The organism is Parvibaculum sp. (assembly GCF_030694575.1).
GTDB lineage: Bacteria > Pseudomonadota > Alphaproteobacteria > Parvibaculales > Parvibaculaceae > Parvibaculum.
In genome coordinates this window covers 37,074-60,308 of record NZ_JAUYUS010000112.1, presented here as the reverse complement: position 1 = coordinate 60,308, position 23,235 = coordinate 37,074, and the positions used below count along the sequence as shown (strand labels likewise).

Below are 23,235 nucleotides of genomic sequence, written 5' to 3'. Positions count from 1 at the left end.
GGTGATTCCCGCCCTGGCGGAAATCGTGCCGCGTGGAACGGCAAGGTACAACGAAGAAAACGCCGACGGGGGCTTGCATGATCCAGCCCGATCATATTAATTGTTATGTTATAACATAACAGTAATCCGGGGCCGAGAGATGCGTTCCATGTCCGAGCGGAAACTTCCCGTCACCGTCCTGTCCGGCTTTCTCGGCGCGGGCAAGACGACGCTGCTCAACCACATATTGAACAATCGCGAGGGCCGTCGCGTGGCGGTCATCGTCAACGACATGAGCGAGGTCAATATCGACGCCGACCTCGTGCGCGCCGGCGACGCGGCCTTCACGCGCTCGGAAGAGCAGCTTGTGGAAATGACCAATGGCTGCATCTGCTGCACGCTGCGCGACGACCTGTTGAAGGAAGTGCGCGCGCTCTCGGAAGCGGGCCGCTTCGACTATCTGGTGATCGAGTCGACCGGGATTTCGGAACCGCTGCCGGTGGCGGCGACGTTCGACTTCCGCGACGAGGCGGGCGAAAGCCTCGGCGACGTCGCGCGGCTCGACACGATGGTGACGGTGGTCGATGCGGCGAACCTGCTCAAGGATTACGCCTCGGCCGATTTCCTGCGCGACCGCGGCGAAAGCCTCGGCGAAGACGACAACCGCTCGCTGGTCAACCTGCTGGTCGAACAGATCGAATTCGCCAATGTGATCGTGCTGAACAAGGTCGATGCCTCGACGCCCCGGGACCTGGAACTGGCGCGCAGCATCATCCGCGCGCTCAATGCCGATGCGGAGATCGTCGAGACGAATTTCGCACGCGCGCCGCTCGCCCGCATTCTCGACACCGGGCTTTTCGACTTCGAAAAGGCGCAGCAACATCCGCTCTGGTACAAGGAACTCTTCGGTTTCGCCGACCACACGCCGGAGAGCGAGGAATACGGCATCAGGAGCTTCGTCTATCGCGCAAGACGGCCGTTCCATCCCGCAAAGTTTCACAGGTTCCTGAATGCGAACTGGCCCGGCGTCATTCGCGCCAAGGGGCATTTCTGGCTGGCGACGCGGCCGCACTGGGTCGGCGAGATGAGCCAGGCGGGCGCGCTTGTCCGCAACGAGGCGATCGGCTTCTGGTGGGACGCGCTGCCGCGCGAACGCTGGCCTGAAAATCCGGAATGGCGCGCGCATCTGGACCGGAACTGGCACGAGGTCTGGGGCGACCGCCGGCAGGAGATGGTCTTTATCGGCCGCGACATGGACGAGGCCTGGATAAGGGCCGAACTCGATGCCTGCCTGCTCGGCTCGGATGAAAAACCGAAATTCGACTTCAAGTCGTGGGACCGCCTGCCCGATCCCTTCCCCGAATGGCGCAGCGACGCGGCGGCCTGATGGCGGCTGCGGGTGTTGAGCCGATGAGTGCAATTCAATCCGTACAGCTGTCGCGCGAACAGGCGATGCAATTTATCGACCTGATCGAACGGTTCCGCGAGGGCGAACTCACGCGCCCGTCGCTGCGGTTGAGGCTGAAGCTCCTGGACGAGGGGCCGGACGAAATGCTGTGGCGGCTCTTCCTGGCGCGCTTCGACCATTCGGACACCGCGCTCGCGCAGGACTGGCCGACAAGCGAACACCCGTATTGAAACGAAAAGGGGATATTCGGTGGCAACGCTGACATTCTGCACGACGGCCATATTCGATCACGGCGCACTGGCGCAGCTTGGGGCTGCGTTGAAGTCGAACGGCATCTCGCGCCCGCTGATCTGCACCGATATGGGGCTCGTCCGCGCCGGCATCGTCGACCGGGTGCGCGGCGCGCTCTCGAACGAACTCGCCCTGACCATCTTCCACGATACGCCGGAGAACCCGACCGAAGAGGCCGTTCTGGCCGCCGCCGGGGTTTACCGCGAGGCGGGTTGCGACGGGATCGTTGCCGTCGGTGGCGGTTCGTCGATGGACCTCGGCAAGGCGGTGGCGCTCGCGGTCACGCATGAAGGAAATCTGATCGACTTCACCGCCGGACGCGGCGGCGCGCAGAAGATCGGCGCGGTCGCGCCGCTGATCGCCGTGCCGACCACGGCGGGGACGGGAAGCGAAGTTTCGACCGGCGCCGTCGTCATCATGTCGAACGGCAAAAAGCTCATCCTGGCAAGCAAGCATCTGGTGCCCCGCATCGCCATTTGCGATCCCGATCTGACGCTCGGCCTGCCGCCGCTGCTGACCGCCGCGACCGGCATGGATGCGGTCGTCCATTGCATCGAGGCCGTCTGTTCGCGCCAGGTCAATCCGCCGGCCGACGCCGTGGGCCTCGACGGCATCCGGCGTGCGCTTGGACAGGGATTTCTTGAGCGTGCGGTGGCGGACGGGGCCGACAAGGATGCCCGCTGGAACATGATGATGGCGTCGACCGAAGGCGCGATGGCCTTCACCAAGGGGCTCGGCGCCGTGCATTCGATGAGCCATGCATGCGGGGCGCTGCCGGGACTGCGCCTCCATCACGGGACGCTCAATGCGGTCTGCCTGCCGACGGTGCTGCGCTTCAATCACGCACAGATCGGACCGGCGCTGGAGCGTATCGCGACGTCGATGGGCTTGCCCGGCGGCGCCGATGTTTCCGAGGAGATTACCGCGCTGAATATTCGTCTGGGTCTGCCCGCGAATCTCGGCGCCATGGGCGTGACCGGCGACATGATCGACTATCTCGCCGAACATGCGGCCCGGGACGTCTGCACCTTCACCAATCCCCGCGCCGCCAATAGCGACGACTATGTCCGCCTCTTCGAGGAGGCAGTCGCCGGCTGATCGCCTACTTCCGCTTGTGCTCGGCGAGGCGGGGCATGATCTCGACGAAGTTGCAGGGGCGGAAGCGGTGGTCGAGCTGGTGGACGAGGATTTCGTCCCAGCCGTCCTTGCAGGCGCCCGGCGAGCCCGGCAGCGCGAAGAGGTAGGTGCCGTCGGCGACGCCGGCGGTCGCGCGCGACTGGATGGTCGAGGTGCCGATCTTGTCGTAGCTGATGCGGTGGAAGACGGCCGCGAAGCCTTCGATCTCCTTGTCGTAGACGGACTTGAAGGCTTCCGGCGTCACGTCGCGGCCGGTGAGGCCGGTGCCGCCTGTCGAGATGACGACGTCGATCCGGCTGTCGGCGATCCACTGCTTGAGCAGCCTGCGGATGAGCACGATGTCGTCGGAAACGATCTGCCGCGCGGCGATATTGTGTCCGGCCTTTCCGATGCGCTCGGCGAGCACGTCCCCCGATGCATCGGTCTCCGGCGTGCGGCTGTCGGAGACGGTGAGAAGAGCGATGTTGAGGGGGATGAACTCGCGTGACGTATCGATGCCGGACATGGGGATACTCGCCTGTGATGGGGGCCTGTTGGAGGGGCCCCGATGTGGTGGGGGCGGCTTTCCGTAAGGGAATGGCAGCTTATAACCGAATTGTTTTCATAAGTCCCGCCGTCGCCGCCGCGCCATCAGCCATGAAGACGGCGCGGCGGCTGCTGCCCGGCGCGGAGCAGCGTCCATGGGGGCCTCGGGGGGAGGGGGACGCTGACCCGGAATCGCGCCCGGGCAGGGAGAGGAGGTTTCCTCTTTATTAGCGGACGCTACAGATATGGGATGTCCTGCCGTATTTTCAAGAACGATTCCAATCTGCGTGACAAACATTCAATGTTGGCCGGGCATGGGATGCCCGTCCGGCGCGTCGAAGTCGATGGCCTCGCCGTGCTGGCGCAGCTTCCTGTTGCCGGCGAGCTTCCTGAGCAGCACGTAGAAGACCGGCGTGAGGAAGATGCCGAAAAGCGTGACGCCGAGCATGCCGGAGAGAACGGCGATGCCCATCGCGTTGCGCATCTCCGAGCCTGCGCCCGACGATGTGGCGAGCGGCAGCACGCCCATGATGAAGGCGATGGACGTCATCAGGATCGGCCGCAGGCGAAGGCGGCTCGCCTCGAGCGCGGCCGCGACGGGCGTGCGCCCCGCGAATTCCAGCTCGCGCGCGAATTCCACGATCAGGATCGCGTTCTTCGCCGACAACCCGACAAGGACGATGAGGCCGATCTGCGTGAAGACGTTGTTGTCGCCCGCCGAGAGCCAGACGCCGGTCATCGCGGCGAGAAGACCCGTCGGCACGATCATGATGATCGAGAGCGGCAGCGTCAGGCTTTCATACTGCGCGGCGAGCACCAGGAAGACGAGGAAGATCGCAATGGGGAAGACGAGGATCGCGGAATTGCCCGCCAGGATTTCCTGATAGGTGAGCTCGGTCCATTCATATTCGAAGCCCTTGGGCAGCGTCTCGGCCGCGATGCGCGCGACGGCGGCCTGCGCCTCGCCGGTCGAATAGCCGGGCGCGGCCCCGCCATTCACATCCGCCGACAGGAAACCGTTGTAGCGCATGGCGCGTTCCGGCCCCGAACTCGGCTCGACGCGGACAAGCGCGGAGAGCGGCACCATCTCGCCCGAGTTCGAGCGCACCTGAAGCCTGCCGATGTCCTCCGGCTGCGCGCGGTATTGCGCATCCGCCTGCACGCGCACGGAATAGGTACGGCCGAAGGCGTTGAAGTCGTTCACATAGAGCGAGCCCAGATAAATCTGCATCGTCTCGAAGACGCTCGTCACGGGCACGTTGAGCTGGCGCGCGCGCGTGCGGTCGAGATCGACATAGAGCTGCGGCACGTTGACCTGATAGCTGGTGAAGAGGCCGGTCAGTTCCGGCGCCTTCCCGGCACCGGCAAGGAAGGCCTGCACGGCCGAGTTGAGCTCGTCGTAGCCGCCCCCCGCCCGGTCTTCGATCTGCAGCTTGAAGCCGCCGATGGTGCCGAGGCCCTGCACGGGCGGCGGCGGGAAGATGGCGATATAGGCTTCCTGGATATCGCCGAACTTCCTGTTCAGCTCTTCCGCGATGGCGAAGCCGCTGAGCGCGGGATCCTTGCGCTTGTCGAACGCATCGAGGCCGAGAAGGACGATGCCGGCATTGGCGCTGTTGGTGAAGCCGTTGATCGACAGGCCGGGGAACTGGATGGCGTTGATGACGCCGGGCTGGTCGAGCGCGATCTCGCCCATGCGGCGGATGACATCCTCCGTGCGGTCGAGCGTGGCCCCTTCCGGCAGTTGCGCGAAACCGACGAGATACTGCTTGTCCTGCGCCGGCACGAAGCCGCCCGGCACCGCGCGGAAGACGATGAAGGTGAGGCCGACCAGCAGGAGATAGACGCCCATCATGGCGGTCTTGCGCGTGAGCACCTTCGCGATGCCGGTGCCATAGGCTTCCGAGCCGCGCGAGAAGACGGCATTGAAGCCGCGGAAGAGCCAGCCGAGCCAGCGGTCCATGAAGCGCGTGAGCGCGTCCTTCGGCGCGTCGTGGCCCTTGAGCAGCAGCGCGGCGAGGGCGGGCGAGAGCGTGAGCGAGTTGATCGCCGAGATCACCGTCGAGATCGCGATGGTGAGCGCGAACTGGCGATAGAATTGCCCGGTGAGGCCGGAGATCATGGCGAGCGGCACGAAGACCGCGACGAGGACGAGCGCGATGGCGATAATGGGCCCGGAGACCTCGCGCATCGCCCGGTAGCTCGCCTGCAAGGGCTGAAGACCGCGCTCGATGTTGCGCTCGACATTCTCGACCACGACGATCGCGTCGTCGACGACAATGCCGATGGCGAGCACCAGCCCGAACAGGCTGAGCGCGTTGATCGAGAAGCCGAAGAGATACATGACGGCGAAGGTGCCGATAATGGAGACGGGCACCGCGAGCAGCGGGATGATGGAGGCGCGCCACGTCTGGAGGAAGAGGATGACGACGATGACGACGAGTGCGATGGCTTCGAGCAGCGTGTGGATCACCGCCTTGATGGAGGCGCGCACGAACTGCGTCGGATCGTAGACGATCTCGTAATCGACGCCCTCCGGCATGTTTTCCTTCAGTTCCGCCATGGTGGCGCGGACATTGTCGGAAATCCGGATGGCGTTGGAGCCGGGCGCCTGGAAGATCGGCACGGCGACGGCGCTCTTGTTGTTGAGGAGCGAGCGGAGCGCATATTCCGCTGCGCCGAGTTCGATGCGCGCGACGTCGCGCAGGCGCGTGACCTCGCCGTCGCCGCCCGTCTTGATGATGATGTTGCCGAATTCCTCCGCCGTCTGCAGGCGGCCCTGCGCGTTCACCGACAATTGCAGATCGACGCCGGGCAACGAGGGCGAGGCACCGATGATGCCGGCGGCGGCCTGCACGTTCTGCGAGCGGATTTCCTGCACGACGTCGCCGGCGGAGAGGCCGCGCTCGGCGATCTTCTGCGGATCGAGCCAGACGCGCATGGAATAGTCGCCGGAGCCGAACAGGTTCACCTGACCGACGCCCTCGATCCGCGCGAGCCGGTCCTTCACGTTGAGGACGGCGTAGTTGCGCAGGTAGGTCATGTCGTAGCGGCCATTGGGCGAGATCAGATGCACGACCATGGTGAGGTCGGGCGAACTCTTGATCGTGGTGACGCCGAGACGGCGGACCTCTTCCGGCAGGCGCGGCTCGGCCTGGGAGACGCGGTTCTGGACGAGCTGCTGGGCCTTGTCCGCATCGGCGCCGAGGCGGAAGGTGACGGTGAGCGTCATCAACCCGTCGGTCGTGGCCTGGCTCGACATGTAGAGCATGTCCTCGACGCCGTTGATCGATTCCTCGAGCGGCGTTGCGACCGTCTCCGCGATCACCTTGGGGTTGGCGCCGGGATATTGCGCGCGGACGACGACGGTAGGCGGCACGACGTCGGGATATTCCGAGATCGGCAGGTTCGGCATGGCGAGCAGACCCGCGAGAAAGATCATGATCGACAGCACGCCGGCGAAGATGGGGCGGTCGATGAAGAACCTGGAGATGTTCATGGCTGTGTTCCTCCGGCTTGGCGGCGGCCTCTGCGCCGTACCAGCGATCGGTTTTCAGGCCCGGACATGAATGCAGCGGGCATCGGCTGGCCGGGCTTCGGATACGCCGAAGCTCCCGCCGATACCCGCTGCAAACACGGGCGGATTTGTTCGCTGCGGCCCTAGCGTGTCGCCGTGCTCTCGCCGCGGGCATCCGCGACCAGGGCAGGGGCCTCCATCAAGGCGGACTGCGGCTCGACGAGATCGCCGGGGCGGACCCGCTGCAACCCGTTGACCACGATCCGCTCGCCGGCGGCGAGGCCGCCCGTCACTTCGCGCAGCGGCCCCAGGGCCTCGCCGAGCGTCACCTCGCGATAGGCGACCCGGTTGTCGCTATCGACCACGAGTACGAACTTCTTGTCTTGATCGATGCCGACGGCCCGTTCCGTGATGGCGAGTACCGGCCGGGAATGGGCCTGTCCCATGCGGAGGCGGGCGAACTGGCCGGGAAGCAGGCTGCCGTCCTCATTGTCGAAGACCGCGCGGACCCGGACCGTACCGCTCAGCGCGTCGACCTGGTTGTCGATGAGCTGGAGGCGGCCGCGCAGCGGCGTGCCGTCCATCGCGGAGGTGCCCATCTCGACCGGGATGCGGTCGACCTGCGTATGGGTGTCCGAGCCGGAGAGACCCTTCAGGGCACGGGCGACGGCCCGCTCGTCGGCATTGAAGCTCGCATAGATGGGGCTCACCGAAACGAGCGTCGTGAGAACCGGCGCGCCGGGACCGGCCGCGACGAGATTGCCCGCCGTGATTTCGGCCTTGCCCGCGCGGCCCGAGATCGGCGCGCGGATTTCCGTGTATTCGAGGTTGAGGCGTGTCGATTGCAGGGCGGCTTCGGCGGCATGAAGGGCGGCTTCCGCCTCGCCATAGACGTTGACGCGCTCATCGAGCGTCCGCCTGGAAATGGTGCCCTTGCCGACGAGCTGGCGCGCGCGGTCGAGATCGACTTTGGCGAAGGCATAGCGCGACCTGGCGGAGGCAAGCTCGGCCTCGGCCCGCTGGACTTCCGCCGCATAGGGGGCGCGGTCGATGGTGACGAGGAGGTCGCCCTTGCGGACCAGCGCGCCTTCGCGGAAATGCACCTCTTCGATGACACCCGCCACGCGCGGACGGATGTCGACGCGCTCGACGGCTTCGAGCCGGCCGGAGAACTCGTCCCAGCTTGCGGCGTCGCGCTCGTTCACCGTGGCGACCGAAACGACAACGGCCTGCGGGGCGGCGGCGACCTCGGCGTCGTCGCCGGAGGCGAGGCCGAAACCGGCGATCCCGGCGACGGCGGCAGCGGCGATGCCCGCGCCAATGAGACGGCCGCGGAGGGTATGGGGGGCGAAGCTCTTCATGGCAAACTCCTTCGGCCTGACAAGGCCTTGATCGGGCTACATATTTTGCCGGAGACGACCGGGAGGGGAGGGGCGGTCCGGCGGCAGATGAGGGGACTTCTGTAACGACTTGTGTATCGAAGGCTACGCATATGGGGGTTGAAGGCCGCCTATCAAGATGCTTATGTATCGGTAACTAAAAAAAGACACGGAGGAACAAGATGGCAATGGGACGTCCCCGCGCCTTCGACGTGGACGAGGCCCTCGACAAGGCCCTCACCGTCTTCTGGCGGAAGGGCTACGAGGGCGCGTCGCTGTCGGAACTGACATCCGCGATGGGCATCAATCCGCCGAGCCTCTATGCCGCCTTCGGCAACAAGGAGGGGCTCTTCCGCCGCGCCCTCGACAGATACGAGGCCCAGCAGGGCTGCTATATAGAAGAGGCGCTGGCCGCGCCGACGGCGCGCGAGGCGGTGGAACGGTTGCTCTGCCAGTCGGCCTCGCGCCAATGCGACGAGGGCCACCCGCATGGCTGCCTGCTGGTGACGGCGGGCCTGTCGGGCGGCGAGGAGAGCAGCGCCATCCGCGAGGAACTGGCCGAGCGCCGCAAGGCGGGCGAGATCGATATCCGGAAACGGCTGGAGCGCGCGAAGAAGGAAGGCGACCTGCCGAAACAGGCGAACCCCGCCGCGCTCGCCCGCTACATCTCCACCGTCATGCGCGGCATGTCCGTGCAGGCCGCAAGCGGCGCGACGGCGAAGGAGCTGAAGCAGGTGGCGGAAATGGCGATGAAGGTGTGGCCGGAGTAGAGGCTGCCCCTCAGCGAATGCTGCCGACCGCGCTCTCGTAGACCGGCCATGTGCCCGATGCCGAGGCGTCGAGCGAGCCGACGGGCTGGCCGAGGCGCTCGCTGTAGATCCAGTAATTGGTGACGACGCGCTCGATATAGCCGCGCGTCTCGGCGGCCGGGATGCTCTCGATGAAGAGGAACGGGTCGCCCTTGAAATCCATGCTCGCGAGCCAGCGATTGAGATTGCCGGGGCCGCCATTATAGGCGGTGGTGAGCATGAAGAGATTGCCGTAGGGCTCGCCCGCGCCCATCAGTTCGGCGAGATATTCCTGTCCCAGCGTGATGTTGAAGGTCGGGTCGAGCAGCCTGTCCTTGTTCGCAAGCGCCAGCGAATTGTCCCGCGTGATGTGGCTCGCGGTTGCCGGCATGATCTGCATCAATCCGCGCGCGCCCGCCCACGACATCGCGTCCGGCTGGAACTTGCTCTCCTGCCGCATGAAGGCCAGCAGCAGCGCGCGGTCGACCTTGTAGCCGTTGCTCGGCTTGTAGTCCGGCACGGGGAAGAGCCCGGCATTGAGCGAAATGCGGCCCCGCTTCGCGCCCTGCGCCGGAAGATGGGCGGCATTGGCGACCTGCAACTGCACGGCCGGAAGATCGTAGGCGATGGCGAGCGCGATGAGCGCCTGGTCGAGCGAGGGGTCGATATGCGCGTGCGCGCGCACCAGTTCCTCGCGCGCCATGTCGCGACGGCCGATCTGCACCAGCGCGACGGCGCGGGCCACGGCGTCGTTTTCCGTCAGCAGCCGGAAGGATTTCTCGTCGAGGCGCGGTTCGACCCAGTCGATCTGCAGGTCGCGTCCGAGCTGGCGCGTGGCGAGGATGCCGTAGAAGGTCGGACCGGTGTCGGCGGCGAGTTCGAGGAGCGGCGCGACTTTCTCGGGTGCGCCGTCGGCGAGCCAGGCGCGCGCGGCCCAGAAGCCGCCGGCCGCCTTCGACCAGTTGGACACGGTGGCCGAGCGGGCGAGCCGTTCGAAATGCCGCGCGGCATTGCCGTAAGCGTCCATCCGCCATGCGGCAAGCCCGGCATACCAGTCGGCAAGCGGCACTTCGCGCGCATGGTTTTGCAGGATCTCGTTCGCGAGCAGATAGGCCTTGTTGTCCTCGCCTTCGAGGAAATAGGAGGCGACGATGCGCTCGCGGATCCTGTCGAGTTCGGTACCCGTCAGCGCGGCGCCGATATTGCGGCGCTTGAGATAGGCATGGGCCGTGTCGGCCTTGCCGTCGCGCACCATGCGGCGGATTTCATTGTCGATCTCGCGGAAGCGCGGCGAAGGGTTGCCGGTCATGCCGTCATCGACCGCATAGGCGGCGTGAACGGGCTGGCGCCAGCGGCGCTGCACCGGCCGCTCCGGCATGGCGGCGGAGGCGGGACGCCGTTTCAGCGCGAGCTTGTGAATATCGGCGGCGCCCGGCAGGTCGTTATATTTGGCGAGCCAGTCCCTCAGCTCGGCATAGCTCGTCCGGTAATGCGCGCCCATGTATTTCGCCTGGAGCACATAGCCCATGAGGCGACGGTCTTTCAGTTGCGCGGCAAGCTTGTCGGCCTCCGCGAAACGGCCCCGTTCGGTGGCGTCGAAGATTTTCCGGTAGAGCTCGCGGTCGGCGCCGCTCAGGATTTCCGGGCTCCAGATGCGCATGGCGGGCTGGCCAGCGGCCGAGGCATCGGCAACGAGGACGCCGGCGCGGGCCGGCTGCATGGCGGCGAAAAGCACCGCGCCGAGGAGCGGCAGCGCGAAAAGCGCCGCCTTCCTGACGAGCACACTGAAAAGACGGTCCGCCGGCAGAGCGGCGGAAGGATGGCAAGCCCCCCGGTTCATGGGGGCGTATCTTAATGAGCGAAACGGCGGCGACAAGCACGCATAGGTAGAATGTGCCGAATCTGGACGCTGTAGTTAGTCCGGATTGGTGTCGAGCCAGGCGCGCAGTGCCATGAGATCGCGCCAGGCGAGGCGTTTCTGTGCCGGCTGGCGGAGCAGATAGGCGGGGTGGAGCGTCGGCAGGGCCGGAATATCGCGCTCGCCGATGCGGGCCGCCGTCCATTTGCCCCGGAGCCGCATGATGCCGGTATCGGTATGGAGGAGCTGCTTGGCGGAAACGCCGCCGAGAAGAAGCAGCACCTTCGGCGCCATGAGTTCGATATGCCGCTCGATGAAGGGCATGCAGATGGCGTGTTCGGCGGGCGTCGGGGTGCGGTTGCCCGGCGGCCGCCAGGGCAGCGTGTTGGCGATATAGACGGAGGTGCGGTCGAGACCGATGGCGGCGAGCATCCGGTCGAGCAATTGCCCGGAGCGGCCGACAAAGGGCAGGCCCTGCAAATCCTCGTCGCGGCCCGGCGCCTCGCCCACCAGCATGATGCGGGCTTCGGGGTTGCCGTCGGCGAAGACGAGGTTCTTCGCCGTGTAGCGGAGCGGGCAGCCTTCGAATACCGCGAGTGCCTGGCGCAGTTCGTCGAGCGTCTTGCAGCGCGCGGCAACGATGCGGGCGCTTTCGGCGGCCTGCGAATCCTCGAGCGGAATGGCGGCGGGCGCGGCAACGCGGGCAGCGGGCGGCGGCGCCATATCGCCGCGCGGATCGGCACGGATGGCGCGCGGCGCATCCGGCTCGCGGGATGCAGGCGCGGCCCGCGCCGCCTCATCCGCCAGCGCATACCGGTTGACCGGCTCGTCGCCAAGCGCGTCCGTGACGCCCGCCTCGACATAGAAGGCAAGCAGCGCGGCAGCGTCTTCAGGCGTCATTTCCGAAGGGGGGCCGGAACGGTTCATCGACGATCAGGTTTCCTTTGCGGCCGGACAGTGTTCACGCCTGCAACAGGGTGCGTCGCGTTTGACGGTCACAAACACCCTTCTACACTCGTTCTTTCCGGGGGCAGAAGCGCGGCGTTTGTTGAGAATAACATGCAACTGGCGGGTCGCGCGCTATCCGCCTCAATATATTGACCAATGGGGTCAATCGCACCATAACGGAGCCCTGTTTTTAGCGGCGATCCGGCGCGCGCGAAGGCCCGACGTGCCGGATCAGGGAGAAAAAATATGAGCGACCAGGCGGCAGTCGAACGCGAATACATGGAATATGACGTCGTCATCGTCGGCGGCGGCCCGGCCGGCCTGTCGGCGGCGATCCGGCTGCGGCAGCTTGCGGCGGAAGAGGATTTCGACATTTCGGTCTGCGTGATCGAAAAGGGCTCGGAAATCGGCGCGCATATCCTCTCGGGCGCGGTGATCGACCCGATCGGCCTCAACACGCTGATCCCGGACTGGCGGGAAAAGGGCGCGCCGCTCGACACGCAGGTGACCGCCGACCACTTCATCTATCTCGGGCCCGCCGGCGGCATCCGCATTCCGAATATCCTGTTCCCGCCGCTGATGAACAATCACGGCAATTATATCGGCAGCCTTGGCAACCTGTGCCGCTGGCTCGCCGAGCAGGCGGAGGCGCTGGGCGTCGAAATCTATCCGGGCTTTCCGGGCGCCGAGGTGCTCTACGCGGAAGACGGCTCCGTACGCGGCGTCGTGACCGGCGACATGGGCGTGGCGCGCGACGGCAGCCACAAGGACAGCTACACGCCGGGCATGGAACTGCGCGGCAAGTACACGCTGTTCGCGGAAGGCGTGCGCGGCTCGCTCTCGAAGGAGCTGATCCGCAAGTTCAAGCTCGACGAAGGCCGCGAGCCGCAGAAGTTCGGCATCGGCCTGAAGGAACTCTGGGAAATCGACCCGGCGAAGCATCGCAAGGGCCTCGTGCAGCACACGATGGGCTGGCCGCTCGACAACTCGACCGGCGGCGGCTCGTTCCTCTATCACTTCGGCGACAACCTCGTCTCCGTCGGCTTCGTGCTGCACCTGAACTACAAGAACCCCTATCTCTCGCCTTTCGACGAATTCCAGCGCTTCAAGCATCACCCGTCGGTCGTCGACACATTCGTCGGCGGCAAGCGCATCGCCTATGGCGCGCGCGCCATCACCGAAGGCGGTTTCCAGTCCGTGCCGAAGCTCGTCTTCCCGGGCGGCGCGCTGATCGGCTGCTCGGCCGGTTTCGTCAATGTGCCGCGCATCAAGGGTAGCCACAACGCGATCCTGACCGGCATTATGGGTGCGGAAGCGGCCTTTGAGGCGGTGAAGGACGGACGTCAGGGCGACGAACTGACCGCCTATACGCAGGCCTATGAGAAGAGCGCGGTCTACAAGGACCTGAAGCGCGTCCGCAACGTGAAGCCGCTCTGGTCGAAGCTCGGCACCTTCTTCGGCATCGGCCTCGGCGCCGTCGACATGTGGATGAACAATCTCGGGCTGGGCCTGCCTTTCACGCTGAGACACAAGAAGGCGGACTACGAGTCGATCAAGAAGGCGAGCGAGTGCAAGCCGATCGCCTATCCGAAGCCGGACGGCAAGATTTCCTTCGACAAGCTCTCGTCGGTGTTCCTCTCGGCGACGAACCACGAGGAAGACCAGCCGGTCCACCTGAAGCTGAAGGACCCCGCGATCCCGATTGCCTACAACCTGCCGATGTACGACGAACCCGCGCAGCGCTACTGCCCGGCGGCCGTCTACGAGGTGGTGCGGGACGCCGACGGCGCCAATCCGCGCTTCCAGATCAACGCGCAGAACTGCGTCCACTGCAAGACCTGCGACATCAAGGACCCGGCCCAGAACATCAACTGGACCGTGCCGGAGGGCGGCGGCGGCCCGAATTACCCGAATATGTGAGAATTCGGTGCCGAAACCGCGACGATGAGTGCGGCGGAGGCCTGTCGCAACTATATCCCGGGTCCGCTTTTATATAGTGTGGTGACGGTCCGCCGCGTCGGCGGGCCGATCCCCGAGGCTCGGAGGCCAGGCCCCTAGATGATGTGTGTCGTTACGGCGTTTGCCCGTGGAACGCCGGTCCTGCGTTTGAGGAGAGGGGCTTTCCTCGCTGCGATGCTGACGGTGCTCGGCGCAAGCCTGAGCGGCTGCGCCGGCACGAGCGGGTTTTCGGGCGGCCTTTTCTCCACCAGCAAGTCCGAAAGCCCTTATGGCGCCTATCTGGCGGGGCGGCATGCGGCGTCGGTCAACGATAACAGCGAAGCCGCCGCCTTCTACGACGTCGCGCTGAAGGACCAGCCGAACGATCCCATCATTCTGGAACGCGCCTTCATGGCGGCGGTGACGGCGGGCGACATGAAACGCGCCGTGCCGCTCGCGAAGCGGCTCGTGGCGATCGAACCCGGCCAGCGCATGGCGCGGCTCACGCTTTCGCTGGCGGACGTGAAGAACGGCAACTACGCGGCTGCGCGCGACGAGATCGCGGAGGCGGCGCCCGGCCCCTTCACCGCGCTTGTCGGCGTGCTCGCCTCCGCTTGGGCGGCGGCGGGCGAGGGCAACAAGGCGCTGGCGCTCGAAAAGCTCGGCGCCTTCGAGGGCCGCGCGGCCTTCTCGCTTTTCCGCGCCTATCACGAAGCCCTGATGCTCGAAGTGCTCGGCGACACCGCAGGCGCGGGCAAAGCCTATCAGGAAGCGATGGAGACGAGCGGCGGCGGCAGCATCCGCGTGATCCAGGCCTATGCGAGCTACCTCGCGCGCAATGGCCGCACGGACGATGCCCGCACGCTGCTTGAGAGCTTCCTCGCGCTTTCGCCCGAGCATCCGCTGGCGGCAGACGAACTGCGGCAGCTCAATGCCGGCAAGACGCCTCCGCCGCTCGTGACCGACGCGGCGGAGGGCGTGGCCGAGGCGCTTTACGGGCTCGGCAGTGCCCTTGCGACCGACACATCGAGCAATCTCGCCGAGCTTTACCTGAACCTCGCGCTCTACATGCGCCCCGATTTCGACATCGCGCGCTCGCTGCTGGCCGGTACCTATGAGGCGCAGCAGCGCTGGGCCGACGCCATTGCGGCTTATGGCAAGGTCGGCAAGGGAACGCCGCTCTACATGAATGCGCGCATCCAGTCGGCGCTGGCGCTCGACCGGCTGGGCAAGGAGGCCGAGGCCATCTCCGTTCTGGAGCGCCTGGCGAAGGACGATCCGAAAGCCGTCGAGCCTCACGTGGCGATGGGCGACATCTACCGCGCCAAGGAAAAATATGCCGAAGCCGCCGTGCAGTACGACCGTGCCATTGCGCTGTCGGGCGAGCCGGACGAACGCGACTGGACGCTTTATTACGCGCGCGGCATTTGTGCCGAACGGCTCGGCGAATGGGAGAAGGCCGAGGCGGACCTGACGCTCGCGCTCGAACTTTCCGACGAACACCCGCTGGTGCTCAATTATCTCGGCTATTCATGGATCGAGCAGCACCACCGTCTCGACGAGGCACTCGCCATGATCGAGAAGGCGGTCGAGCGCCGTCCGAACGACGGCTTCATCGTCGACAGCCTCGGCTGGGCACGCTACCGGCTCGGCGAATACGATCTCGCCGTGAGATACCTCGAACGCGCCGCCGAATTGCAGCCGGGCGATCCGACCATCAACGAGCATCTCGGCGATGCGCTGTGGAAGGTTGGACGCAAGATCGAGGCGCGCTTCCAGTGGCGTCACGCGCTGGCGCTGGAACCCGAGAAGAAGCGCGAGGACATTCTGCGCACGAAACTCGATTTCGGACTGGAAGCCGGCGAGAGCGCCGAGAAGGCCGAAAACGAGAAGACCGCGCCGGCGCCCGCGGGCTCCTGATCTCGTGTCCGGCCCGGTCGCGGAAGAGGCACGCGCGAAAATCAACCTGACGCTGCGCGTTCTCGGCAAGCGCGCCGACGGCTATCATGAATTGCAGAGCCTCGTCGTCTTCGCCGGCATCCGCGACCGGCTGACCGCGCGGGAGGCCGGCGATTTCAAACTCGATCTCACGGGGCCCTTTGCCGCCGCGCTGGAAGGCGAGGCGGACAATCTCGTATTGCGCGCGGCGCGAGCGCTGGGTGAGGCGGCGGGCTTTATGGGCGGCGCGCATCTGACGCTGGAAAAGAACCTGCCCATTGCATCCGGCATCGGCGGCGGATCGGCGGATGCGGCGGCGGCGCTGCGGGCCCTGACGAGACTGTGGCATGTGGCGCCCGGCGACAAGATGCTCGCGCGGATTGCCGCCACGCTCGGCGCCGATGTGCCTGTGTGCCTGCTGTCGCGTCCGGCGCTGATGTGGGGCAGGGGCGAAAGCCTCGCGCCGCTTGCCGCGCTGCCACGCTTCTGGCTTGTGCTGGTAAATCCGGGCGTCGCGCTGTCGACGGCAGCCGTCTTCCGCGAACTCGCTGCCCCCGCGCTCGATGGCGTGCCGGACGATCCGCAGCCTCCGCCGTTCGCTACGCTGAGCGATCTCGTCGCCTGGCTGACGACGGAGGGAAACGACCTCGAAGCGCCCGCCCGCGCGCTGGCCCCGGAAATCGGCGAAGTGCTGACGGCGATGGCATCGACGGCCGAGTGCCGGCTCTCGCGCATGTCGGGCTCGGGCGCGACCTGCTTCGGCATCTATCCGGGGGAGGAAGAGGCGCGCGAAGTCGCGCGCACGCTCAAGGCGGCGCACCCCAACTGGTGGGTGGAGGCAAGTGCCGCCGGAGCCTAGTGGTTGCGGTTGATGCAGAACTCGACGAGATCCGTCAGCGCCTGCCGGTAGGGACTGTCCGGGAAGATCGCGAGCGCATCGTTCGCAATGGCACCGTAGTGCCGCGCGCGCAGGATCGTGTCTTCGAGCGCCGCATGCTTGTTCATGAGATTGACGGCGTGTTCGAGGTCGCCCTCCTGCCGGTCGCCCTGCTGCAGCGTGCGTTCCCAGAAGGCGCGCTCCTCCGCGTTGCCGCGCCGGAAGGCGAGCACCACGGGCAGCGTGATCTTGCCCTCGCGGAAATCGTCGCCGACATTCTTGCCGAGCGCCGCCGCACGGCCGCCATAGTCCAGCGCATCGTCGACAAGCTGGAAGGCGATGCCGAGATTGCGGCCATAGGATTCGAGGGCCGCCGCCTCGCTGCCGTTCCGTCCGGAAATGACGGCGCCGATTTCCGTTGCCGCGGCAAAGAGCGCGGCTGTTTTCGCCTGGATGACCCGGAGATAGGCGTCTTCCGTCGTGCCCGTATCCTTGGCGGCGGCAAGCTGCATCACCTCGCCCTCGGCGATGATCGACGCGGCATCCGCGATGATTTCGAGGGCGCGCAGCGATTTCGTTTCGACCATCAGCTTGAAGGCGCGGCCGAGCAGGAAATCGCCGACCAGCACACTCGCCTGATTGCCCCAGAGCATCCGCGCCGTCTTTGTGCCGCGCCGCATGTCGCTCTCGTCCACGACATCGTCGTGAAGGAGCGTCGCGGTGTGGAGGAATTCGACGGTCGCCGCGAGCTTGATGTGGTCCGTGCCCGTGTAGCCGCAAATCCGCGAGGCGGCGATGGTGAGCATGGGGCGCAGACGCTTGCCGCCCGAATTGATGAGGTGGCTCGCCAGCTCAGGCACCATCGGCACTTCCGAAGCCATCCGCTCACGGATGAATTCGTTGACGGCTTCCATTTCCGTCGCCACCAGGGCCTGAAGCTGCGCCACGGCGTTCTGGCCGCGTCCGCGATCTTCCTCAAGGGGTATAACAACGCCCACTCGCCACTCCTGAATCTGAGCGCGGGCCCCTTTGACGGAGCCCGATTTTCCACATACGGCTTGTGTTATCCTGCCGTCATAGTGAGCATAGGTTGACCCCCCTTGTGCGGCAAGGGCTGGAGGGACGATGAAAACCCACGGCGACCGGCAAACTCACGGCTTGTTGAGGGCCGACGGCCATATGTCGCACCGGCTATTTCAGCATGCGTGGAGGAAAGGCAGAGCGTGAAGGAATTGATTCGTACCAACGATCCCGTGCTCGTTTCCTATCTGGTGCACAGGCTGGAGGAAGCGGGCATCGAACCCTTCCAGATGGACATGCATATGAGCCTGATGGAAGGCTCGCTTGGCATTCTGCCGAAGCGTATCATGGTGGTCGATGACGATTACGACGATGCGCGGAAAATTCTCGACGAGGTCAAACGAGGCGAGGAGCGATGAGCGGCACCACGCATGACGGCACGACCGATGACGGATTTCTCGGCGGCAGGCTGAAACTGCTGCAGCCGGAAAAGGGCTACCGTGCCGGGCTCGACGCGGTGCTGCTCGCGGCCTCGGTGCCGGCGCGCGCGGGCGAACGTGCGCTGGAGGCGGGCGCGGGCGTCGGCGTCGCGAGCCTCTGCCTCGCCTCGCGTGTGACCGGGCTTGATGTGGCGGGCATCGAATTGCAACCGGAGCTTGTGCGCCTCGCATCCGAAAACATCGCGCGCAACGGGCTGTCGGAGCGCGTTTCCATCTTCGAAGGCGATATCGGCAGCCCGGTGCGCGACCTGGCGGCGATGGGGCTGGAGCCGAACGGCTGGCACCATGTGTTCGCCAATCCGCCGTTTCACGATCCGGCAACGAGCCCGGCGCCGCCCGATGCGAGCAAGGCGCAGGCACACCTGACGCTCGGCTCCGACCTCGACGACTGGGTGCGCTTCGCCTGCGTGATGGCGCGGCCGAAGGGCACGGTCACCTTCATCCACCGCGCCGACGCGCTGGCCGCGCTGCTTGCCGCGATGACGGGCCACCTTGGCGGAATCGAGATTTTTCCGCTCTGGCCGGCGGCGGGAAAACCCGCCACGCGCGTCCTCGTGCGGGGCATTCGCGGCTCCCGCGCGCCGCTCACGCTCCGCTCCGGCCTCGTGCTGCATGGCCGCGACGGGCGCTTCACCGACCGGACGGAAGCGCTGCTCCGGGGCGGCGAGGCGCTGCTGCTCGATCAACCGGTGGCCTAGGCTTCTTGCCGCAGGCGTGCCGCCCTCCTATCTATGGTCTTATGAAAAACCTCATCGCTCCCTATCTCCCGAGCCCTCTCCGTACCCGCATCGCGCCGGACTGGCAGCCGAAGCCGGTGGTCGCCGTGGTGCGGCTTTCGGGCACCATCGGCCCATCGCAACCGCTGCGCGGCGGGCTCAACCTCGCGGGTGTCGCCGGGCCGCTCGAAGCGGCCTTCTCCATGCGCGGCGTGAAGGCGGTGGCGCTGATCGTCAATTCGCCCGGCGGCTCGCCGGTGCAGTCCTCGCTCATCTACAAGCGCATCCGCGCGCTGGCGGAGGAGAAGAGCCTGCCGGTCTACGCCTTCGCCGAAGACGTGGCGGCGTCGGGCGGCTACATGATCGCCTGCGCGGCCGACGAGATTTATGCCGATGAAAGCTCGATCGTGGGCTCGATCGGCGTCGTCTCGGCGGGCTTCGGTTTCACCGGCCTGATCGACAAGCTCGGCGTCGAGCGCCGCGTCCACACGGCCGGCGAGAGCAAGGCGATGCTCGATCCCTTCCAGCCGGAAAAGGAAGAGGACGTGAAGCGGCTCCTCGCGCTGCAGCTCGATGTCCACGAGAACTTCAAGAAGCTCGTGCGGGACGCGCGCGGCGAACGCCTCAAGGCCGACGACCCGGCGATCTTCTCCGGCGAGTTCTGGGCGGCGTCCGGCGCGCTCGAACGCGGCCTCATCGACGGGGTGGCCGACCTCCGGGGCAAGATGCGCGACCTCTTCGGCAAGGACGTGAAGCTGAAGCTCGTCTCGCCGCGCACGCCCTGGTGGCGGCCCGGCGGCGGCATCGCTTCCAGCCGATTCGACGGCGCTTTTCAGGGTTTCGGGGCCGGATTCGCATCACAAATAGGCGAGGGACTGATCGCCGCAGCCGAGAGGCGTTCCCTTTGGGGCCGTTTTGGCCTTTAATGGGGTGTCCGGGGCATGAGTTCCGGTAGTTGAGAGGACGATGACATGACGAAGATCGTCTTTGCAGCCGTGTTCATCGCGGCCTGCTATGCGGCCTACAATGCCCTGACCCGCGCGGCCGAACGCCAGCGCGAGGCTTTCGCCCGCGCGCGAAGCCACCGCCGGGTAGAGCCGCGCGATCTCGGCACGCTGCGCGATGCCGGCGACGGCATCTACGTGCCGGAGCACAGCCGCCGCGACCGCTGAGCGCGGCCCTGAATATCCTGTGATTCCCGTCGCTTGGCGGCAAATCCGCTTGCTTGACCCTAAGGGGGCTGGCGGCTACCTTGCGCGCGCCTTCAGGGGCGGCGCCCGCCGCCCGGCCCGCATGCTGAGCCGAGCCTGAGAGGCGCGACACGCGACAGGCCAAAATGACGGCGAAGCCCGACAATTCATTTCAGTCTTTGATCCTGAAACTGCAGGCCTATTGGGCGCGGCAGGGCTGCGTCATCCTGCAGCCCTACGACATGTCGATGGGCGCGGGCACGTTTCATCCGGCGACGACCTTGCGCGCGCTCGGCCCCAAGCCCTGGAAGGCGGCCTATGTGCAGCCCTCGCGCCGCCCGACGGACGGCCGCTATGGCGAGAACCCGAACCGCTTCCAGCACTATTACCAGTTTCAGGTGATCCTGAAGCCGAACCCGGACAATCTTCAGGAGCTTTATCTCGAAAGCCTCGAAGAGCTGGGCGTCGATGCGCGGAACCACGACATCCGCTTCGTCGAGGACGACTGGGAAAGCCCGACGCTGGGCGCCTGGGGGCTGGGCTGGGAAGTCTGGTGCGACGGCATGGAAGTCTCGCAGTTCACCTATTTCCAGCAGGTCGGCGGCTTCGACTGCTCGCCCGTCTCCGGCGAACTCACCTACGGCCTCGAACGCCTCGCCATGTACATCCAGGGCGTCGATAACGGCTACGAACTCGACTTCAACGGCGCGACGGGTGCCGACCGCGTCACCTATGGCGACGTCTTCCATCAGGCGGAGGTCGAATATTCCGCGCACAACTTCGAGGCGGCGAACACGGAAATGCTGTTCCGTCATTTCGAGGACGCGGAGAAGGAATGCGCCGCGCTTCTGGATCGCGACACGCCGCTGACGCTGCCGGCCTATGACCAGGTCATCAAGGCGAGCCACAATTTCAATCTGCTCGATGCGCGCGGCGTGATCTCGGTCACCGAACGGCAGGCCTATATCGGCCGCGTCCGCGCGCTGGCGAAAGCCTGCGCCGAAGCCTGGCTGAAGACGCCGGCGGGGGGCGCGGAATGAGCGAGCTGCTTCTCGAACTTTTCTCCGAGGAAATCCCGGCCCGCATGCAGAAGCGTGCGGGCGAGGACCTCGTGCGTCTCGTCACCGACGCGCTGAAGGCGGCAGGTGTCGAGGGCAGGAATGCACGCGCCTTCGCGACGCCGCGCCGGTTGACGCTGGTGATCGACGGACTGCCCGACAAGACGCCGGATGTGAAGGAAGAGCGAAAGGGCCCGAAAGTCGGCGCGCCGCAACAGGCGATCGACGGCTTCCTGCGCGCGGCGGGCCTCGCGAGCATCGACGAAGCGACGGTGCGGGAAGACAAGAAGGGCGCCTTCTATGTCGCCGTCACCGAGAGACAGGGCCGCGACACGGGCGCGCTGATCGCCGAAATCGTCCCCGCCGTCATCCGCGCCTTCCCCTGGCCGAAGTCGATGCGCTGGGGCGCCGGCACGTTGCGCTGGGTGCGGCCGCTGCATTCGATCCTCTGCCTGCTCGGCGGCAAGGTGGTGAATTTCGAGATCGACGGCATCAAATCCGGCAACGCGACGCGCGGTCACCGCTTCATGGCGCCGGATGCTTTCGCGGTGACGGATTTTGCCGACTACGAGATGAAACTGCTCGATGCGAAGGTCGTGCTCGACCCGGCGAAGCGCGCGCATTTCATCCATGATGGCGCAAGGGCGCTGGCGGAGGCCGAAGGTCTCGTGCTGGTCGAGGACGAGGCGCTGCTGCATGAAGTGGCGGGCCTTGTCGAATGGCCCGTGCCGCTGATCGGCCGCATCGACGACGAATTCATGTCCGTGCCGCAGGAAGTGCTGACCAGCACCATGCGCGCGAACCAGAAATATTTTGCGCTCCATGACAAGACGGGGAAGCTCGCGCCGCGCTTCGTCGTGATCGCCAACCTCGAAGCGGAAGACGGCGGCAAGGCCATCGTCAACGGCAACGAGCGCGTCCTCCGCGCCCGCTTCGCCGATGCGCGCTTCCTCTGGGATCAGGATCGCAAGCAGACGCTGACGAGCCGTCTGCCGAAGCTGCAAGAGGTCGTCTTCCACGCGAAGCTCGGCACGGTGCACGACAAGGCCATGCGCATCGGCAAGCTCGCCAAGTCGCTTGCGCCTTTCGTCCGAGGTGCCGCGGCAGAAAAGGCGCGTGTCGCAGGCGAACTCGCCAAGGCCGACCTCACCACCGGCATGGTCGGCGAGTTCCCGGAACTGCAGGGCCTCATGGGCGCCTACTATGCACGCAATGACGGACTCGACGACGGCATCGCCCACGCTATCGCAGAGCATTATTCGCCCGTCGGTCCCACCGACGACGTGCCCTCGACGCCGCTTGGCAAGGCAGTTGCGCTCGCCGACAAGGTCGACACGCTTGTCGGTTTTTGGGTCATCGAGGAGAAGCCAACGGGCTCGAAGGATCCTTACGCACTACGTCGCGCCGCTCTCGGTATCATTCGCATTATTCTGGAAGGTGAACTTAGAGTTCCGCTTCTAAGGATAGTTGTGGCGGAAGCTGTGCAATGGAGTCTCCGGGGTTTGAGTTTTCAGAGCTGGCTGACACAAGGAAAGCTGGCAACCGCGATGGAATTCAGCGGTGAGGATGTAATCGTCGACCCATCGTATCCCAGTGGCGTGGAGCTCATGGTCCATGATCTTCTCGCCTTCTTCGCCGACCGCCTGAAAGTCTATTTGCGTGATCGTGGGGCAAGGCATGATCTCGTCGACGCAGTATTCTCATTGAACGAGCTTGGCCAAGTCCAGGACGATCTTGTCCTCATCGTGAAGCGCGTCGAGGCGCTGTCGGAGTTTCTGGCGACCGAGGACGGCAAGAACTTGCTCGCGGGCTACAAGCGTGCGGTGAACATTCTTCGCATCGAAGAGAAGAAGGACGGCGAGGGCGCGTTTAACGCCGCGCCGGACGCATCGCTCTTCGCGCAGGACGAGGAAAAGGCGCTGGGCGCCGCCATCGAAGCCGCGACGACGGAGGCGAAAGCCGCCGTCGCCAGGGAAGACTTCGCCGCCGCCATGTCGGCGCTTGCGAAGCTCCGCGCGCCCGTCGATGCCTTCTTCGAGAAGGTGACGGTGAATGCCGACGACGCAAAGCTCCGCGCGAACCGGCTGAAGCTTCTGGCGCAGATTCGCGCGGCCTTGCACGAGGTCGCGGATTTTTCGAAGGTCGAGGGGTAGGCCCCCGGCTTTCCT

19 protein-coding genes are annotated in these 23,235 nt (G+C 65.8%); 13 read left to right on the top strand and 6 right to left on the bottom strand.

Going from position 1 to position 23,235, the window contains the following annotated elements; all coding sequences use genetic code 11:
* The first annotated feature begins 139 nt into the window (after positions 1 to 139).
* The 3 genes from zigA to Q8S60_RS15850 are packed head-to-tail and all read left to right on the top strand — an operon-like array spanning position 140 to position 2,776.
* Complete coding sequence (gene zigA, locus Q8S60_RS15860) at positions 140 to 1,366, top strand: zinc metallochaperone GTPase ZigA (RefSeq protein WP_305276234.1); 1,227 nt, start codon at positions 140 to 142, stop codon at positions 1,364 to 1,366.
* Between the two features lie 23 nt (positions 1,367 to 1,389).
* Entirely contained in the window at positions 1,390 to 1,617 is a 228-nt protein-coding gene (locus Q8S60_RS15855; RefSeq protein ID WP_305276235.1) for a hypothetical protein, read from the top strand.
* Between the two features lie 19 nt (positions 1,618 to 1,636).
* Entirely contained in the window at positions 1,637 to 2,776 is a 1,140-nt protein-coding gene (locus Q8S60_RS15850) for an iron-containing alcohol dehydrogenase (RefSeq protein ID WP_305276236.1), read from the top strand.
* A gap of 4 nt (positions 2,777 to 2,780) precedes the next feature.
* Here Q8S60_RS15850 and moaB read toward each other — a convergent pair whose 3' ends face one another.
* From moaB to Q8S60_RS15835, 3 genes are all read right to left on the bottom strand, one after another.
* Positions 2,781 to 3,320, bottom strand: coding sequence for a molybdenum cofactor biosynthesis protein B (gene moaB / locus Q8S60_RS15845; protein WP_305276238.1), 540 nt, complete (start codon positions 3,318 to 3,320; stop codon positions 2,781 to 2,783).
* Positions 3,321 to 3,638: 318 nt separating this feature from the next.
* The gene (locus tag Q8S60_RS15840) at positions 3,639 to 6,839 is read right to left on the bottom strand and encodes an efflux RND transporter permease subunit (RefSeq protein WP_305668714.1); all 3,201 of its coding nucleotides are present in this window, start codon (positions 6,837 to 6,839) and stop codon (positions 3,639 to 3,641) included.
* Between the two features lie 161 nt (positions 6,840 to 7,000).
* The gene (locus Q8S60_RS15835) at positions 7,001 to 8,218 is read right to left on the bottom strand and encodes an efflux RND transporter periplasmic adaptor subunit (protein ID WP_305668713.1); all 1,218 of its coding nucleotides are present in this window, start codon (positions 8,216 to 8,218) and stop codon (positions 7,001 to 7,003) included.
* A gap of 200 nt (positions 8,219 to 8,418) precedes the next feature.
* Between Q8S60_RS15835 and Q8S60_RS15830 the strand changes: the two genes are divergently transcribed.
* On the top strand, positions 8,419 to 9,006 hold the full coding sequence (locus Q8S60_RS15830; RefSeq protein ID WP_305276242.1) for a TetR/AcrR family transcriptional regulator: 588 nt from the start codon (positions 8,419 to 8,421) through the stop codon (positions 9,004 to 9,006).
* Between the two features lie 10 nt (positions 9,007 to 9,016).
* Here Q8S60_RS15830 and Q8S60_RS15825 read toward each other — a convergent pair whose 3' ends face one another.
* Positions 9,017 to 10,864, bottom strand: a complete 1,848-nt coding sequence (locus Q8S60_RS15825) for a lytic transglycosylase domain-containing protein (RefSeq protein ID WP_305276243.1) — start codon at positions 10,862 to 10,864, stop codon at positions 9,017 to 9,019.
* Between the two features lie 75 nt (positions 10,865 to 10,939).
* Positions 10,940 to 11,809 (bottom strand): uracil-DNA glycosylase family protein, encoded by an 870-nt coding sequence (locus Q8S60_RS15820; protein ID WP_305276244.1) that lies wholly within the window; start codon positions 11,807 to 11,809, stop codon positions 10,940 to 10,942.
* 267 nt (positions 11,810 to 12,076) lie between these two features.
* Here Q8S60_RS15820 and Q8S60_RS15815 point away from each other — a divergent pair, with 267 nt between their 5' ends.
* The 3 genes from Q8S60_RS15815 (at position 12,077) to Q8S60_RS15805 (ending at position 16,565) form a co-directional block, all read left to right on the top strand.
* Positions 12,077 to 13,750: an electron transfer flavoprotein-ubiquinone oxidoreductase gene (locus Q8S60_RS15815; protein WP_305276245.1), complete on the top strand. Its 1,674-nt coding sequence runs from the start codon at positions 12,077 to 12,079 to the stop codon at positions 13,748 to 13,750.
* A gap of 213 nt (positions 13,751 to 13,963) precedes the next feature.
* Positions 13,964 to 15,688, top strand: a complete 1,725-nt coding sequence (locus tag Q8S60_RS15810) for a tetratricopeptide repeat protein (protein ID WP_305325494.1) — start codon at positions 13,964 to 13,966, stop codon at positions 15,686 to 15,688.
* 4 nt (positions 15,689 to 15,692) lie between these two features.
* On the top strand, positions 15,693 to 16,565 hold the full coding sequence (locus Q8S60_RS15805; protein ID WP_305276247.1) for a 4-(cytidine 5'-diphospho)-2-C-methyl-D-erythritol kinase: 873 nt from the start codon (positions 15,693 to 15,695) through the stop codon (positions 16,563 to 16,565).
* Here Q8S60_RS15805 and Q8S60_RS15800 read toward each other — a convergent pair.
* Positions 16,562 to 17,581, bottom strand: coding sequence for a polyprenyl synthetase family protein (locus Q8S60_RS15800; RefSeq protein ID WP_305276248.1), 1,020 nt, complete (start codon positions 17,579 to 17,581; stop codon positions 16,562 to 16,564). The two genes, Q8S60_RS15805 and Q8S60_RS15800, sit on opposite strands and share 4 nt — an antisense overlap.
* 225 nt (positions 17,582 to 17,806) lie before the next feature.
* Here Q8S60_RS15800 and Q8S60_RS15795 point away from each other — a divergent pair, with 225 nt between their 5' ends.
* From Q8S60_RS15795 to glyS, 6 genes are all read left to right on the top strand, one after another.
* The gene (locus tag Q8S60_RS15795; protein ID WP_305276250.1) at positions 17,807 to 18,022 is read left to right on the top strand and encodes a DUF2007 domain-containing protein; all 216 of its coding nucleotides are present in this window, start codon (positions 17,807 to 17,809) and stop codon (positions 18,020 to 18,022) included.
* Complete coding sequence (locus Q8S60_RS15790; RefSeq protein ID WP_305276251.1) at positions 18,019 to 18,801, top strand: tRNA1(Val) (adenine(37)-N6)-methyltransferase; 783 nt, start codon at positions 18,019 to 18,021, stop codon at positions 18,799 to 18,801. The genes Q8S60_RS15795 and Q8S60_RS15790 overlap by 4 nt, the downstream gene beginning before the upstream one ends.
* 41 nt (positions 18,802 to 18,842) lie before the next feature.
* Positions 18,843 to 19,745 (top strand): S49 family peptidase, encoded by a 903-nt coding sequence (locus Q8S60_RS15785; protein WP_305276252.1) that lies wholly within the window; start codon positions 18,843 to 18,845, stop codon positions 19,743 to 19,745.
* A gap of 45 nt (positions 19,746 to 19,790) precedes the next feature.
* On the top strand, positions 19,791 to 19,991 hold the full coding sequence (locus Q8S60_RS15780) for a hypothetical protein (protein ID WP_305276253.1): 201 nt from the start codon (positions 19,791 to 19,793) through the stop codon (positions 19,989 to 19,991).
* Between the two features lie 164 nt (positions 19,992 to 20,155).
* Positions 20,156 to 21,049: a glycine--tRNA ligase subunit alpha gene (locus tag Q8S60_RS15775; RefSeq protein ID WP_305276254.1), complete on the top strand. Its 894-nt coding sequence runs from the start codon at positions 20,156 to 20,158 to the stop codon at positions 21,047 to 21,049.
* Positions 21,046 to 23,220: a glycine--tRNA ligase subunit beta gene (gene glyS, locus Q8S60_RS15770; protein WP_305276256.1), complete on the top strand. Its 2,175-nt coding sequence runs from the start codon at positions 21,046 to 21,048 to the stop codon at positions 23,218 to 23,220. The genes Q8S60_RS15775 and glyS overlap by 4 nt, the downstream gene beginning before the upstream one ends.
* Positions 23,221 to 23,235 lie beyond the last annotated feature (15 nt).

What these genes read in the sequence shown, in the direction of transcription:
- Q8S60_RS15830 (WP_305276242.1), top strand. Translation starts at nt 8,419, where the DNA reads ATGGCAATGGGACGTCCCCGCGCCTTCGACGTGGACGAGGCCCTCGAC.
- moaB (WP_305276238.1), bottom strand. Translation starts at nt 3,320, where the DNA reads ATGTCCGGCATCGATACGTCACGCGAGTTCATCCCCCTCAACATCGCT.
- Q8S60_RS15775 (WP_305276254.1), top strand. Translation starts at nt 20,156, where the DNA reads ATGACGGCGAAGCCCGACAATTCATTTCAGTCTTTGATCCTGAAACTG.
- Q8S60_RS15855 (WP_305276235.1), top strand. Translation starts at nt 1,390, where the DNA reads ATGAGTGCAATTCAATCCGTACAGCTGTCGCGCGAACAGGCGATGCAA.
- Q8S60_RS15785 (WP_305276252.1), top strand. Translation starts at nt 18,843, where the DNA reads ATGAAAAACCTCATCGCTCCCTATCTCCCGAGCCCTCTCCGTACCCGC.
- Q8S60_RS15820 (WP_305276244.1), bottom strand. Translation starts at nt 11,809, where the DNA reads ATGAACCGTTCCGGCCCCCCTTCGGAAATGACGCCTGAAGACGCTGCC.
- Q8S60_RS15810 (WP_305325494.1), top strand. Translation starts at nt 13,964, where the DNA reads ATGCTGACGGTGCTCGGCGCAAGCCTGAGCGGCTGCGCCGGCACGAGC.
- Q8S60_RS15815 (WP_305276245.1), top strand. Translation starts at nt 12,077, where the DNA reads ATGAGCGACCAGGCGGCAGTCGAACGCGAATACATGGAATATGACGTC.
- Q8S60_RS15840 (WP_305668714.1), bottom strand. Translation starts at nt 6,839, where the DNA reads ATGAACATCTCCAGGTTCTTCATCGACCGCCCCATCTTCGCCGGCGTG.
- Q8S60_RS15835 (WP_305668713.1), bottom strand. Translation starts at nt 8,218, where the DNA reads ATGAAGAGCTTCGCCCCCCATACCCTCCGCGGCCGTCTCATTGGCGCG.
- Q8S60_RS15780 (WP_305276253.1), top strand. Translation starts at nt 19,791, where the DNA reads ATGACGAAGATCGTCTTTGCAGCCGTGTTCATCGCGGCCTGCTATGCG.
- Q8S60_RS15825 (WP_305276243.1), bottom strand. Translation starts at nt 10,864, where the DNA reads ATGAACCGGGGGGCTTGCCATCCTTCCGCCGCTCTGCCGGCGGACCGT.
- glyS (WP_305276256.1), top strand. Translation starts at nt 21,046, where the DNA reads ATGAGCGAGCTGCTTCTCGAACTTTTCTCCGAGGAAATCCCGGCCCGC.
- Q8S60_RS15790 (WP_305276251.1), top strand. Translation starts at nt 18,019, where the DNA reads ATGAGCGGCACCACGCATGACGGCACGACCGATGACGGATTTCTCGGC.
- zigA (WP_305276234.1), top strand. Translation starts at nt 140, where the DNA reads ATGCGTTCCATGTCCGAGCGGAAACTTCCCGTCACCGTCCTGTCCGGC.